The organism is Pseudomonas sp. HMWF021, from assembly GCF_003061005.1.
Classification (GTDB): Bacteria; Pseudomonadota; Gammaproteobacteria; order Pseudomonadales; family Pseudomonadaceae; genus Aquipseudomonas.
Genome location: NZ_QAIK01000084.1, coordinates 1 through 12,409 on the forward strand (window position 1 = coordinate 1; position 12,409 = coordinate 12,409).

General features: G+C 59.9%; 14 protein-coding genes. 7 read left to right on the top strand and 7 right to left on the bottom strand.

Features of this window, described 5'->3' with window-relative positions; genetic code table 11:
• Nucleotides 1-203 precede the first annotated feature (203 nt).
• The 3 genes from DBR18_RS11175 to DBR18_RS11185 all read left to right on the top strand — a co-directional run bounded on the left by DBR18_RS11175 (nucleotide 204) and on the right by DBR18_RS11185 (nucleotide 1,549).
• Nucleotides 204-548 (top strand): toxin, encoded by a 345-nt coding sequence (locus DBR18_RS11175; RefSeq protein WP_108590361.1) that lies wholly within the window; start codon nucleotides 204-206, stop codon nucleotides 546-548.
• Nucleotides 545-859, top strand: a complete 315-nt coding sequence (locus DBR18_RS11180) for a DNA-binding transcriptional regulator (RefSeq protein WP_108590362.1) — start codon at nucleotides 545-547, stop codon at nucleotides 857-859. The genes DBR18_RS11175 and DBR18_RS11180 overlap by 4 nt, the downstream gene beginning before the upstream one ends.
• Before the next feature lie 198 nt (nucleotides 860-1,057).
• The gene (locus tag DBR18_RS11185) at nucleotides 1,058-1,549 is read left to right on the top strand and encodes a RidA family protein (protein WP_108590363.1); all 492 of its coding nucleotides are present in this window, start codon (nucleotides 1,058-1,060) and stop codon (nucleotides 1,547-1,549) included.
• A gap of 67 nt (nucleotides 1,550-1,616) precedes the next feature.
• Here the strand turns inward: DBR18_RS11185 and DBR18_RS11190 are convergent, their stop codons facing one another.
• The 3 genes from DBR18_RS11190 to DBR18_RS11200 form a co-directional block, all read right to left on the bottom strand.
• Nucleotides 1,617-2,321 carry a hypothetical protein gene (locus DBR18_RS11190; RefSeq protein WP_108590364.1) on the bottom strand — a complete coding sequence of 235 codons (705 nt, stop codon included), beginning with the start codon at nucleotides 2,319-2,321 and terminating at the stop codon, nucleotides 1,617-1,619.
• Nucleotides 2,322-2,441: 120 nt separating this feature from the next.
• Nucleotides 2,442-3,962: a HAMP domain-containing sensor histidine kinase gene (locus DBR18_RS11195; RefSeq protein WP_108590365.1), complete on the bottom strand. Its 1,521-nt coding sequence runs from the start codon at nucleotides 3,960-3,962 to the stop codon at nucleotides 2,442-2,444.
• The gene (locus DBR18_RS11200) at nucleotides 3,959-4,669 is read right to left on the bottom strand and encodes a response regulator transcription factor (RefSeq protein ID WP_108590366.1); all 711 of its coding nucleotides are present in this window, start codon (nucleotides 4,667-4,669) and stop codon (nucleotides 3,959-3,961) included. The genes DBR18_RS11195 and DBR18_RS11200 overlap by 4 nt, the downstream gene beginning before the upstream one ends.
• A gap of 151 nt (nucleotides 4,670-4,820) precedes the next feature.
• On the opposite strand from DBR18_RS11200, the gene msrB reads away from it, so the two are divergent.
• From msrB to msrA, 3 genes are read left to right on the top strand one after another with little or no spacing between them, the layout of a single operon-like run.
• Nucleotides 4,821-5,339 carry a peptide-methionine (R)-S-oxide reductase MsrB gene (msrB, locus tag DBR18_RS11205; RefSeq protein ID WP_108590367.1) on the top strand — a complete coding sequence of 173 codons (519 nt, stop codon included), beginning with the start codon at nucleotides 4,821-4,823 and terminating at the stop codon, nucleotides 5,337-5,339.
• A gap of 43 nt (nucleotides 5,340-5,382) precedes the next feature.
• Nucleotides 5,383-7,158, top strand: a complete 1,776-nt coding sequence (locus tag DBR18_RS11210; RefSeq protein WP_108590368.1) for a cytochrome c biogenesis protein DipZ — start codon at nucleotides 5,383-5,385, stop codon at nucleotides 7,156-7,158.
• Between the two features lie 15 nt (nucleotides 7,159-7,173).
• Entirely contained in the window at nucleotides 7,174-7,878 is a 705-nt protein-coding gene (gene msrA, locus DBR18_RS11215) for a peptide-methionine (S)-S-oxide reductase MsrA (RefSeq protein WP_108590369.1), read from the top strand.
• Nucleotide 7,879: 1 nt separating this feature from the next.
• On the opposite strand, the gene DBR18_RS11220 is transcribed toward msrA, so the two are convergent.
• The gene (locus tag DBR18_RS11220) at nucleotides 7,880-8,293 is read right to left on the bottom strand and encodes a GNAT family N-acetyltransferase (RefSeq protein ID WP_108590370.1); all 414 of its coding nucleotides are present in this window, start codon (nucleotides 8,291-8,293) and stop codon (nucleotides 7,880-7,882) included.
• Nucleotides 8,294-8,347: 54 nt separating this feature from the next.
• Nucleotides 8,348-9,253 (bottom strand): LysR family transcriptional regulator, encoded by a 906-nt coding sequence (locus DBR18_RS11225; RefSeq protein WP_027612153.1) that lies wholly within the window; start codon nucleotides 9,251-9,253, stop codon nucleotides 8,348-8,350.
• A 102-nt stretch (nucleotides 9,254-9,355) separates the two neighbouring features.
• Here DBR18_RS11225 and DBR18_RS11230 point away from each other — a divergent pair, with 102 nt between their 5' ends.
• Nucleotides 9,356-10,528, top strand: coding sequence for an aspartate aminotransferase family protein (locus DBR18_RS11230; RefSeq protein WP_108590371.1), 1,173 nt, complete (start codon nucleotides 9,356-9,358; stop codon nucleotides 10,526-10,528).
• A gap of 237 nt (nucleotides 10,529-10,765) precedes the next feature.
• Here the strand turns inward: DBR18_RS11230 and DBR18_RS28105 are convergent, their stop codons facing one another.
• The gene (locus tag DBR18_RS28105) at nucleotides 10,766-11,149 is read right to left on the bottom strand and encodes a hypothetical protein (RefSeq protein WP_146188754.1); all 384 of its coding nucleotides are present in this window, start codon (nucleotides 11,147-11,149) and stop codon (nucleotides 10,766-10,768) included.
• A 31-nt stretch (nucleotides 11,150-11,180) separates the two neighbouring features.
• Nucleotides 11,181-12,409, bottom strand: a 1,229-nt coding sequence (locus tag DBR18_RS11235; protein ID WP_256588678.1) for an alkaline phosphatase D family protein, incomplete at its 5' end; no start/stop codon positions are given.

Below are 12,409 nucleotides of genomic sequence, written 5' to 3' on the forward strand. Positions count from 1 at the left end.
CCATCACCGCCCTGAGCGTCATGATGTCCCTGGACTTCAAGGTGCCGGCCGAGCTGCTGCTGACGTACGCGCCGTAAGGCTGGATGGCTTCACGAAAAACCCCGCACATTGAGAGATGTGCGGGGTTTTTTGTTGATCGGATGTTTATCGAAGGTCGAATTTGTTGATAGTCTCTCTATAGGCAAGTTGCCTATAGTTTGCCCATGCGAACTGTATTTTTTGAAACCACAATATTTACCGCGAGCGTGGGTCGTTACCTGACGGACGATGAGTATCGGGAGTTGCAGAATTATCTGCAGTGCAATCCAGCGTCGGGCGACGTGATACCGCGGACTGGCGGCTTCCGGAAATTACGTTGGTCTGACGCCCGGCGTGGCAAAGGCCGACGAGGTGGCTTGCGGGTCATCTACTATTGGCTTATGAATGATCGTCAGTTCTGGATGTTTGCGATTTATGACAAAGATGAGCTTGAGAAACTGTCCGCCGAGCAAGAGAAGGCGCTCAAAAAAGCCATTGAGATAGAGTTGAGAAAAAGAGGTGCCTCATGAAAAAACGCGACCTGTTTGCGGAATTGATGCAGGGCGTTGAAGAGATGGCCGCCCATCGCGAAGGTAAAATCACGCTGCGCAATACGGTCGTCGAGGACAAACCGGTTCCCGAGGTTCGTGCACAGGAGATCGTTGCACTGCGTGAAAAATTGCACATGTCACAAGCGGTATTTGCAAAGCGAATCAGGACCAGCCCGAGCACATTGAGGAATTGGGAGCAGGAGAAGTCCAAGCCCAATGCTCAGGCGGCACTGTTGATCCGCTTGGTTGAGAAATTCCCTGATATGGTTGAGCGCCTGGGTGCTGTGTAGATAGTTCGTTGATATAGGTCATCAAGCCCCGCGATTCGATAGAGTCGCGGGGTTTTTCGTCCAGAACGTCAGGTTGCGGTATCGCCGCAAACCACCTAAATTTGGATCCAGTCTTCAGTGATAGCGCCATGCCACTCCCCCGGCGCTCAACTGTTCCACTCCGCGATTCTTCATGCACTGATCAAAAGGCTGGGCGAAATGACTGAGAGGATGACCTGTGATGAACGCTTCATTGCCCTGGCTCAAGAGCTGAACTACGACATCTATGGCGAGAACACTGCCGGCGGCAATTACGCGCCGCTGATCCGCCATCGCGATGAGTTGTACATCAGCGGTATGGTGCCGCGTACCCACGGCAAGATTCAGTATCCGGGTCGGGTGGGGCTGGAGTTGACCCTCAAGGATGCCCAGGCTGCTGCGAGCATCAGCGCCATGCGCTGCCTGGCGCTGATGGTCGATGCGGTCGGTTCGCTGGACAAGGTTCGCGCGTTGTTGCGGGTTACGGTCTATGTGAAGTCCACTCCGGATTTCGTTGACCTGAGTGAGGTAGCCAACGGCGCTTCGGACGTGTTCAGCCATGTGCTTGGCGATGCCGGGCGGCACACCCGCACCACGGTCGGTGTGTATCAGTTACCGAAGAACGCCGCGATAGAGGTCGACATGATTGCGGCCCTGCACCCGGAAACCTGACCGACGTTGCGCCCAACAAAAAGCCCCGCCTGAACGTCAGCGCGGGGCTTTTTTATCTGCGCAGTAATTACTGCGCGGCGATACTGTAGCCATCGAACGCGGTCTGCTGCTGCAGCGCGGTGATGATGTTCTTGCGGTTGATCGCGTGTTCGGTGCCGGCGTTGTCGACGAACGTTTCGCCGTCCAGCTCGGCTTCTTCGCCTTCACCGACGAAGGTGAAGCCGAGGAACTCCAGCGCTTCACGGTCAACGTTCAGGCGCGAGCGCGGCGTGCGCAGTGGCAGGGTCACGCTGTTGCCGTCCTTGCTGATGGTGAAGATTTCGACTTCTTTCTTGGCGCGTGCCGCTTTGCTTTTGCCGCCGCTCGGGTTGCTGATCGCCTGGTGGGTCTGGTTCAGCACTTTGAGGGCCAGGCCGTAGACGATTTCCTGGAACGCCGGATCGTCCTTGAAGCAGGACAGGATGCGGCCGATCGAGAACTTGCTGCTCAGGTCTTCGAGGGCGGCGATGTCGGCGGCTTCAGCATCCTTGAGGCGCTTGAGCTCGCCCATCAGCTCGTAGGCCTTGTCGTCATCGAAGCTGTCGTGAGCCTGACGGATCGCGGCGCGCAGCTCGCGAATCTGGTCGCTTTCGCGAGTCGACTGGAACGCGTCCAGCACCATCTCGCTGATGATTTTTGCTTGTGGAAGGTGTTGTGAAAGATTGATGGAGTTTTCGTATTCCGCTTTGGACGATTCGGTGACTACGGATTCAGCGGTGTTGAAATCGGACATTGAAATTTCACTACTTTTTTTAACTTGAGTTGAGACGAGAAAGCACGAGGTCTTTTTCAGGCCGGTTAATTTAGGGGAGCGGGGCGGCGTTGTCACGGAACAACAGTCCGGTGGTGCGGATTATTTGTCCGGCGTGTTCAGGTTCATCGAGCGCACCATCCACTGTTCGGCGGTTTGCTGATCGGTTGGCAGCGTGAAGCGAAAAGTTGCCCCGCGCCCCGTGACTTCAATCAACTGAATATCACGCCCGTGCAGTTGCAGGATGCGGTGGACGATGCGCAGCCCCAGGCCTCCATCGCGCCGTGCCCCGCCGATATTGAAGGGGCGCAGAAACAGGCCTTCGCGCAACTCGGGGGCGATGCCGGGGCCGGTATCGCTGACTGTGACTTCGACCAGCGCATCGCGGGGCTTGAGGTCGAATGCAATTTCGCCGCCCCGCGGCGTGTGGCGCAAGGCGTTGTCCACCAGATTGGTCAGCACCCGTTCGATCAAACCAAGGTCGGCGCAGACTGTCGGCAGGTTTGGCATGAAGCTGGCTTTGAGTTCGATGTGACGGGCTTCGGCGGCCAGTTCGAATTTCTGGAAGATGTCTTGCAGCAAGTCGATCAGGGAAAAGCGTTCCAGCACCGGCTGCACGAAACCGTGCTCCAGGCGCACCAGTTCCAGCAGCGATTGCGCCAACCCGCCGACCTTGCGACTTTGATCCAGAGCGATGCCCAGATAGCGTCGGCGGTCCTCGGCGGAAAGGGTGGCGTCCTTGAGTGACAGGGTTTCCAGATAGCCGTGCAGCGAGGCGAGCGGCGTGCGCAGGTCGTGGGAGATGTTCGCCACCAGTTCACGGCGCTCCTGATCCTGGCGGGTCAACGAGCGCCACTGTTCGCCAAGTCGGTTTTGCATTTGCCGGAAGGCGGCGTCGAGCACAGCGATTTCATCCGGATCGGCGCTTTTATCCACAGCAGTGGATGGGCCAGGCAGTGGTTGCGGCGCGCCATCGATGTCGAACCGGCTGACGGTGTCGGTCAGCCGGCGCAATGGCCGGGTGATGAGGTTGAATGCCGTGAGACCGGCAATCAGGCACAGCAGAGCGACCAATCCAATAGACAGCAACGCAGTATTGAGTGCGGCACTGGTCGCACCGCGTTCGGCGAAACGATCGTGTTCTTCACTGAGCAACACCACGTACAGATAGCCGGCCGGTTTGCCATTGACCTTCAATGGCGCGGCGCTGAACACCTTGCGCCCGTCGACGCTGCGCGGGTCATCGCCGAGGATCGGCAACGGCTGATCGGCAAGCAGGCGCTGCACCGGAACCAGATCAACCTTCTCCCGCCGCAAGTGGCCTTCGGGGGCGGCATTACCGACAATCCGCCCCTCGGTATCGAGCAGGTACACCTCGACACTCGGATTGACCAGCATCAGCTTGCTGAACAGTTCGCGCACGGCGCCGGGCATCAGGCCGTTGCTGTCCATCAGCACCGTGTCATGAGCGATGTGCTGCGCCAGATCCCGCGACAGGCCTTGCACCACTTCCAGCTCATGCATCTTGCTGGAGCGCACCTGCAGCCATGCCGAGGTGCCGCAGCACACCAGCAGCAACACGGCGAACACGACGGACAGGCGCTGCGACAGGGTCAGTTTCATGGTTGTTCCGTACCGAATTTATAGCCTCGGCCCCACACGGTGAGGATGCGGGTCGGTTGCGCCGGGTCGGTCTCGATCTTCGCCCGCAGGCGATTGATGTGCGTGTTCACCGTGTGTTCATAACCCTCGTGGCTGTAGCCCCACACCGCGTTGAGCAGGTCCATGCGCGAGAACACTTTGCCCGGTTGGCGGGCGAAGAAATACAGCAAGTCGAACTCCCGCGGAGTGAGGTCCAGGCGCTCGCCATTGAGGGCGACGTCGCGAGTGATCGGGTCGATGTTCAGGCCATCGAGACTCAGACTGCCGGCGTCCATTTTCAGGTTGCGCGCCATGGCGTCGACCCGGCGCAGCAAGGCTTTGACCCGGGCCACCAGTTCCAGCATCGAGAAGGGTTTGGCGAGGTAGTCGTCGGCACCCAGTTCCAGCCCCAGGATGCGGTGCAGTTCGCTGGAACGCGCGCTGGTGATGATGATCGGCGTATAGCGCGCCATCGCCCGGGCGCGGCGGCAGATTTCCAGGCCGTCGGCGCCCGGCAACATCAGGTCGAGGATCAATGCATCCCACTGTCCTTGCTGCAACAGGCGCAAGCCTTCGTCGCCGTCGGCGCAGTGCACGACATCGTAATGCTCATCGCGCAGGTGCAGGCAAATCAGGTCAGCGATGTGTTGGTCATCCTCGACCACGAGGATGCGTCTGGTTAATTCCATCAAGCTCAATCCTTCGGCGCAGTGAGCGCATTGTGCGGGTTTTCCTCGGGGCGAGTTATCACGAATTCGTTAACTTCCCGTGAGGATTTGGCGATCAACCCAAGCCTAGGCTGTGTTCCATGACAGGCACCTGGAATTTTAGGAGACGGCCATGTTTTCACGGCGACAGATACTCGTAGCAAGCGGCGGGCTGGGGGTTGCAGCCCTGGTGGCGGGTGTATTGCCAAAATTGTCCCCGGGCACCGCGCTGATCGATCAGGCCCATGCCGATGAGGTTTTCGAGGTGAGCCACAGCGACAGTGAATGGCACTCGCTACTCTCTGATGAGCAGTACGCCATCCTGCGTGAAGAAGGCACCGAGCGCGCCTATACCAGCCCGCTCAACAACGAACATCGCAGCGGCACATTCGCCTGCGCGGGCTGCGACCTGGCGCTGTTTGCGTCGGCGACCAAGTTCGACAGCCATACCGGCTGGCCGAGTTTCTGGGCACCGCTGGAACACGCGGTGGCTACCCGTCAGGATCGCTCCTTCGGCATGTCGCGCAATGAAGTGCACTGCCGGAGGTGCGGCGGGCATCTGGGGCATGTCTTCGAAGACGGCCCGAAACCTACCGGCCTGCGCTATTGCATGAATGGCCTGGCGATGACGTTCAAACCCGTGGCGGCATGAGCCATGGCTATTTTTCGATTTTCACTTTCTACAGGACGACACCATGTGGCTCTTGGTTCTCGCTTATCTGGGCGGTGTGCTGACGATCGTCAGTCCGTGCATCCTGCCTGTTCTGCCTTTTGTCTTCGCTCGCACCGGGCAGCCGTTTATCAAGAGTGGCTTGCCGCTTTTGGCCGGGATGGCGCTGACCTTCGCCCTCGTCGCCACGCTGGCAGCGGTGGGCGGCGGCTGGGTGGTGCAAGTCAATCAGTACGGGCGCTGGCTCGCGTTGCTGTTCGTAGCACTGTTCGGATTGACGCTGCTGTTGCCGCGTCTGGCCGAGCGCCTGACGCGGCCGCTGGTGTCGGCCGGCAGTCGGCTGTCCGAAGCCGCCGGCCAGGACAATCGTCCGCGTCCCGGCGCTTCGTTTCTGATCGGCGTTGCCACGGGCCTGCTCTGGGCACCGTGCGCCGGGCCCATTCTTGGTTTGATTCTGACCGGCGCCGCGCTGCAAGGGGCGAGCATCGCCACCACGCTGTTGTTGCTCGCCTACGCGGCGGGCGCCGCGACTTCATTGGCGGCGGCGTTGCTGCTGGGCGGTAAGGTGTTTGCGTTGATGAAGCGCTCGATCGGCACCGGTGAGTGGATCCGCCGCGGCCTGGGGGCAGCGATGCTCGCCGGCGTCGCAGCGATTGCCCTGGGCCTCGACACCGGGTTGCTGGCGCGGTTGTCGACGGCGTCCACGGGCGGGATTGAACAGGCACTGGTGGGCCAACTCTCCGGCAAATCTCCCGCTGGAAACGGCACGATGATGGCGCAGATTCCTGCGGCCGGCGGGGCGATGAAAGTTGCCGACAAGGCGCTGGGAACACTGCCGGTCGAAGGTCAGTTGCCGCCGCTCACTGGCGCTGTGCAATGGCTCAACTCGCCACCGCTGGACGCCCAGGCATTGAAGGGCAAAGTGGTGCTGGTGGATTTCTGGACCTACTCCTGCATCAACTGCCTGCGCACCTTGCCATACGTCAAAGCCTGGGCCGAAAAGTACCGCGATCAGGGCCTGGTGGTGATCGGCGTGCACGCCCCGGAATTCGCCTTCGAACGTGATGTAGGCAACGTTACCAAAGCCATGAAGGAACTGGGCATCAACTACCCGGTGGCCATCGATAACGACTACAAGATCTGGCGCGCTTTCAACAACGAATACTGGCCGGCGCATTATTTTGCCGACGCGCAGGGGCGGATTCGTTACCACCATTTTGGCGAAGGGGACTACGCCGAATCGGAGCGCGTGATCCAGCAGTTGTTGCGTGAAGCCGGGGCGAAAACCGTGGCTGACGGCCTGATCAACGCCGACGCCCAAGGCGTGCAACTGGCTCCGGACATGAATCAGGTGCTATCGCCGGAAACCTATGTCGGCTACCAGCGTGCGGAACATTTCGTACCGGAAACCAGCCTGGTTCCTGACAAGGTCGCGACCTATAACCCACCCGCCAGCCTGACCCTGAACGACTGGAGCCTCGGCGGCCAGTGGGCCGTCGGTGCCGAGCGCGCCACCGCCAGCGCGCCGGCCAGCCGTATCGTCTATCGCTTCCATGCCCGCGACCTGCATCTGGTGCTGGGCCCCGGCGCGGATGGCAAACCGGTGCGTTTCAAAGTCTCGATTGACGGTCAGGCGCCGGGTAAGGCGCACGGCGTGGACGTCGCCCCGGACGGTAGCGGCCGCGTGACCGAGCAGCGCCTGTATCAACTGGTGCGGCAAACCGACGAGGTGAAGGACCGCACCTTCACCATCGAATTTCTTGACCCGGGCGTATCGGCCTACGCCTTTACCTTCGGCTGATCGGGAGTGCATAGCATGAAAACGCAAAACAACTGGCGCCGTGGGTTGCTCGGCGTTGCCATGGCGGGTGTGATCGGTCAGTGCCCGGCGTTCTCCTTCGGTGCCGAGGACGCGGTGGTCATCCCGCCACCGACTCTCGACGAAACCACTCAGGCCCACAGTGAAACCGCGGTGTTCGCCGGTGGTTGTTTCTGGGGCGTACAGGGGGTTTTCCAGCACGTCAAAGGCGTGCAGAAAGCTGTCTCCGGTTATGCCGGCGGTGCGGCGAACACGGCGCAATATGAGCGGGTCAGCGACGGCGACACCGGTCATGCCGAGTCCGTGCAAGTCACCTTCGATCCGACGCAAGTCAGCTACGGCAGCCTGCTGCAGATCTACTTCTCGGTGGCCCACAACCCGACCGAACTCAACCGCCAGGGGCCGGACAGCGGCACGCAATATCGTTCAGCACTGTTCCCGGTCAACGCCGATCAACAACGGGTGGCCCAGGCCTACATCGCCCAGCTGGACGCGGCGCATGCCTACAAAAAACCGATCGTCACGAAGCTGGAAACCTACAACGGCTTCTACCCGGCGGAGGACTATCACCAGGATTTCCTGACCGAGCACCCGAGCTATCCGTACATCGTGATCAACGACATGCCCAAAGTCGCGCAGTTGAAGCAGTTGTTCGCGCAGCGTTATCAGGAGAATCCGGTGTTGGTGAAAAGCGGGGGTTGATTCAGACGTGTTTCTTGAGCCTTGGTCGTTCCATGGCAATCACCGATGTTTCAAACCCCAAACTGGCAAAAAATGCCTCCGCACCTTCGCGCCCGGCGCGCAGTACCCAAGTGATCTCGGGGTTGTCACCCATGACATGCTCGACCAGTGCGCGCCCGACACCGGCGCGCCGATGCTGGCCATCAACCACGACCATCGACAGATAACCGTTGGATAAACCATCGGTGATGCTTCGGGCAAAACCGACGATCTGTTCGCCGTTCAGTGCGACGGCAGTGCGTTGCGAGTTTTCGATGAGTTGGGCGAAATATTCGCTTGAGCCTGTTCGGTGTCCCCAGCCATTTTGGTCGAGAAACAGTCGCACTGGCTCCACTTCGTCGGGCAACAGATCGCGTACGGTAAGGTCGTTTTTCATCACTTGGCAGCATCCTTGTCGGCAATCATCGGAGCCTAGTCGATAGCAACCGAGTCAGGATCTACCCCAGGTTTTCATCGCGAATTCGACGAAGCGCCGTAGCTTGGGCAAACGATAACGATCCGGGGCATACAACAGATGCAAAGGGCGGCTCGGTGGCTGGTAATCGGGGATCACCGTCACCAGTTTGCCGTCGCGCAGGTCCTGTTCCACCAGCGCGTCCGGCAGCATGACGATGCCCATCCCGGTGCGCGCTGCCTGATGCAGGCCGGCGGAGGTGTTCATCAGCATCGGGCCGCTGACATCCACCAGAATCTCGCCGTCCGGGCCACTGAGGCGCCAGCGTTTTTCCACCGATTGCCAGTCATCGCCAGCGGGGTAGGCGAACGACAGGCAGTCGTGTTGTTGCAAGTCTTGCGGGGTGATCGGCATGCCGCGTCGGGCGACGTAGGCGGGTGAGGCGCACACGGTCAGGGTGTAGTCGATCAGCGGCCGGGCGATCAGGTTCGACTGCTCGAAATGCCCCAGTCTGAATGCCACGTCGAGACCGCTTTCCAGTAGATCCGGGCGGCGGTTGGTCAGCACCACATCCATTTTCACCTGCGGGTATTGCAGGGAAAATTCACTGAGCGCCGGGGCCAGGCGTTCGACACCGAAGGTCAGCGGCGCGGTGATGCGCAGCAGGCCGCGCGGCTCGTCGAGGGCCTGCTCGGCTAGACGTTCGGAGTCGGCCACCAAGCCCAAAACATCCAGACAGCGCTGGTAGTAAACACTGCCAAACTCGGTCAGCCGCTGGCGGCGGGTGGTGCGCTGCAACAGTTGTACACCGAGCCGTTGTTCCAGTGCGCGCAGGTGATTTCCGACCATGGTTGTGGACATTTCGCACTGCAACGCGGCGGCCGTCATGCTTCCGGCTTCCACGACTTTCACGTACACGCTCATCGCCTGCAACAGGTCCATTATCAAGCTCGGCTTTTAAATGAATGAAGTTTTGCCGAGTTTATCCAGTTTCGGTGGCTAACCATACTGCCAGCACACCGACCTTCGCTGGAGTTTGAAGTCATGACCGCCGCCCTGATGAACACCTACCAATCGCTGGCCCTGAGTTTTATCAGAGGCTTGGGCACTCGCCTGTGGGATCAGGCCGGTCGTGAATATCTGGATGCCGTCGCCGGGGTTGCGGTGACCAACGTCGGGCACTCGCATCCGCGCATCGTCGCCGCCATCTGCGAGCAGGCCGCAATGCTGCTGCATACCTCCAACCTGTACAGCATCGACTGGCAGCAACAGCTGGCGCAGAAACTCACGCAGTTGTCGGGAATGGACCGGGCCTTCTTCAACAACTCCGGTGCCGAGGCCAATGAAACTGCACTTAAGCTGGCGCGGTTATACGGCTGGCGCAAAGGTATCGAACAGCCGCTGGTGGTGGTCATGGCCAACGCATTTCATGGCCGCACCTTGGGGACTTTATCGGCCAGCGATGGGCCGGCGGTGCGTCTGGGCTTCAATGATCTGCCGGGGGATTTCGTCAAAGTGCCTTTCGGCGATCTGGTAGCGCTGGATCAGCTGCAGCAAAAACATGGCGAGCGCATCGTGGCGATTCTGGTCGAGCCGATCCAAGGCGAAAGCGGCGTGCAACTGGCGCCGCCCGGCTACCTCAAAGCCCTGCGCGAATGGTGCAAACGGCACGCCTGGCTGCTGATGCTCGACGAAATTCAGACCGGCATCGGCCGCACCGGCCGGTGGTTCGCGTTCCAGCATGAAGGCATCGTGCCGGACGTCATGACCCTGGCCAAGGGCCTCGGCAACGGCGTGCCGATCGGTGCTTGCCTGGCACGGGGCAGGGCGGCGGACCTGTTCACCCCCGGCAGCCATGGCAGTACGTTTGGCGGTAATCCGCTGGCCTGCCGGGTTGGTTGCACGGTGCTGGACATCATCGAAGAACAGGGCTTGCTGGAAAATGTCCGGGTGCAGGGTGAACGCCTGTTGACCCGCCTGCGCGCTGAACTGGCAGACAACCCTAACGTGCTGGCGATCCGTGGGCAGGGCTTGATGATCGGTATCGAGTTGAAGCAGCCGATCCGCGATCTGACGCTGATTGCGGCGCGGGATCACGGATTGCTGATCAACGTGACTCGCGGCAAGACGATACGGCTGCTGCCGCCGCTGACGATTGATGAGCGGGAGGTGGGGATGATTGTCAGGGGTGTTGCTCTGGCGGTTTCACCTGACTGAGGGGCACGATATCGAACGAAGAGGCGTCCGAATTTGCGCGAATTCCTTTGTGCATTTCTGCGATGGATTTCAGCAGCCTTCCAGCATTTGCCGGCGAGCTTAAAAGGTAAGTCGTTGTATCGATTTTTAAAGGGTCCGGCTTTCTTTTTCGCATGGCTCTGCTTCCTGTGTAAGGGAAGCAGAGTATGAATCAGCGATTCCAGAGATGTTTCCTTAAAAACTGTAATCCCTTTCCGACTACTTTGACGTCTTAAATCCGCTGTATCTGTCAGGAAGTTCGGTGCCTGTTAGCAGGCAGTCGAAAACAAGCTCTGGATCTACCTGGCACCAATATACAAACCTTAACTCTTCCAAATTGACCAGTGTCGACCGTGCATCGACCAGAAAACGCGGCTCCCGCCATTGCTGGGCGACTACAGCCAGGGCCTGAGGCCCGTGTACGATCCATGTCGCACATCCACCAGCAATGCTTGGCAGATAACCATTGGGGAGTAGTAGGCGCAGGGCAGCCTCTAGGGTTTCATTCTCTTGCAGGTTGATCCAGCGCGCATGGGGAGCCTCGCAATCATCGCCGGCATGTACGCTGTCGCGGGTGATAAGTAATCGCGAAGGTGTCGTCATTGCAATCTCACTGTGGGCAAAGGAGGCCGTATCAATCAGGGTAATCCCCCAACTCCGGCGCCAGCATCCGCGTCTTCAGCGCCCCGTTCGAATTGTGCTGAATGATCTCGCTCGGCTGTCCCTGCGCATTGAAAAACACTTGCCCGATCCCGGCTGAATTCCACAGACGCTCACCCGTTTCGGCATGCTCCGGGGTATAGGGCACGATGCGCATGCGCCGGCGTTTGGTAAACCAGTTCAACGGCGAGCGTGGCGAGTAGAGCCAGCGGTTGAGTCGGTCGAACCACTCCAGCAGGGTTTTCGGGAACTCGTTCTTGATCCCGCTGCTGGTGATCTGCCAGATCCGTGGCCCGGCCTTGCGGTGTCGGATAAGCACTTCGTAGACGAAGGAATAATGCACATCGCCGGACAGCACCACGTAGTTACCAGGTGTTCGGGTGTGTCGGAAAATGTTCAGGATCACCTGCGCGGCACCGCGATGGGCCATCCAGTTTTCCGCGTCGACCAGCAGTGGATAACCGCACCAGCTGAAAACCTTCTGCACGGTTTCGATCAACTTCACGCCGAAGATCGGCGCGGGGGAAACGATGATCGCCGACGGATGATCGAGCAGGTCCTGCTGCAGCTCGCTCAGCGCTTCCCAGTCCAGCAAACCAGAGGGTTGCTTGAGCGCCATCTCGCTGCGCCAGCGACGGGTGCGGGTGTCGAGCACCACCAGTGCCGGGCTGCTCGGCAGCACGAAATGCCAATGCTGAAAACGCAGCAAGTCATCGATCAGCGCGTCCTGCACCGGGCTGTCGAGATAGCGATCATCACCGCTGGCGCTCAGGCGTCGAGTGTTCTCCAGCAGACCCTTGAACGCGTCCGGATTGTTGCCCCAGCCCTGGCACAACATATAGGCGATCAGCGCGTTACCGATGATGCGTTTGGAGAACGCATGACCGTAGGCCGTTTCCTCCCATTGCGCGGAAAGATTCCAGTCATCGGTGATGTCGTGGTCATCGAAAATCATCAGGCTTGGCAGGTGCGCCAAGGCTCGGGCGACGTTGCCCAAACCGGCCTTGAAGCCATCGATGCGGGTCTGCTCCAGGGTGTAGCGCTTCAAGCGTTCAGGCGTCAGTGACGGAACGGCAGGATTGATCAGCGCCCAGGCAACCGGCGACCACACCAGCAAATACATCGCCATCACTTCGGCAAACGTGACCAGGTGATTGTCAGCGCTGCTGCTGGTGAAAATCGGCTTACGCGCACCGCCGAAAA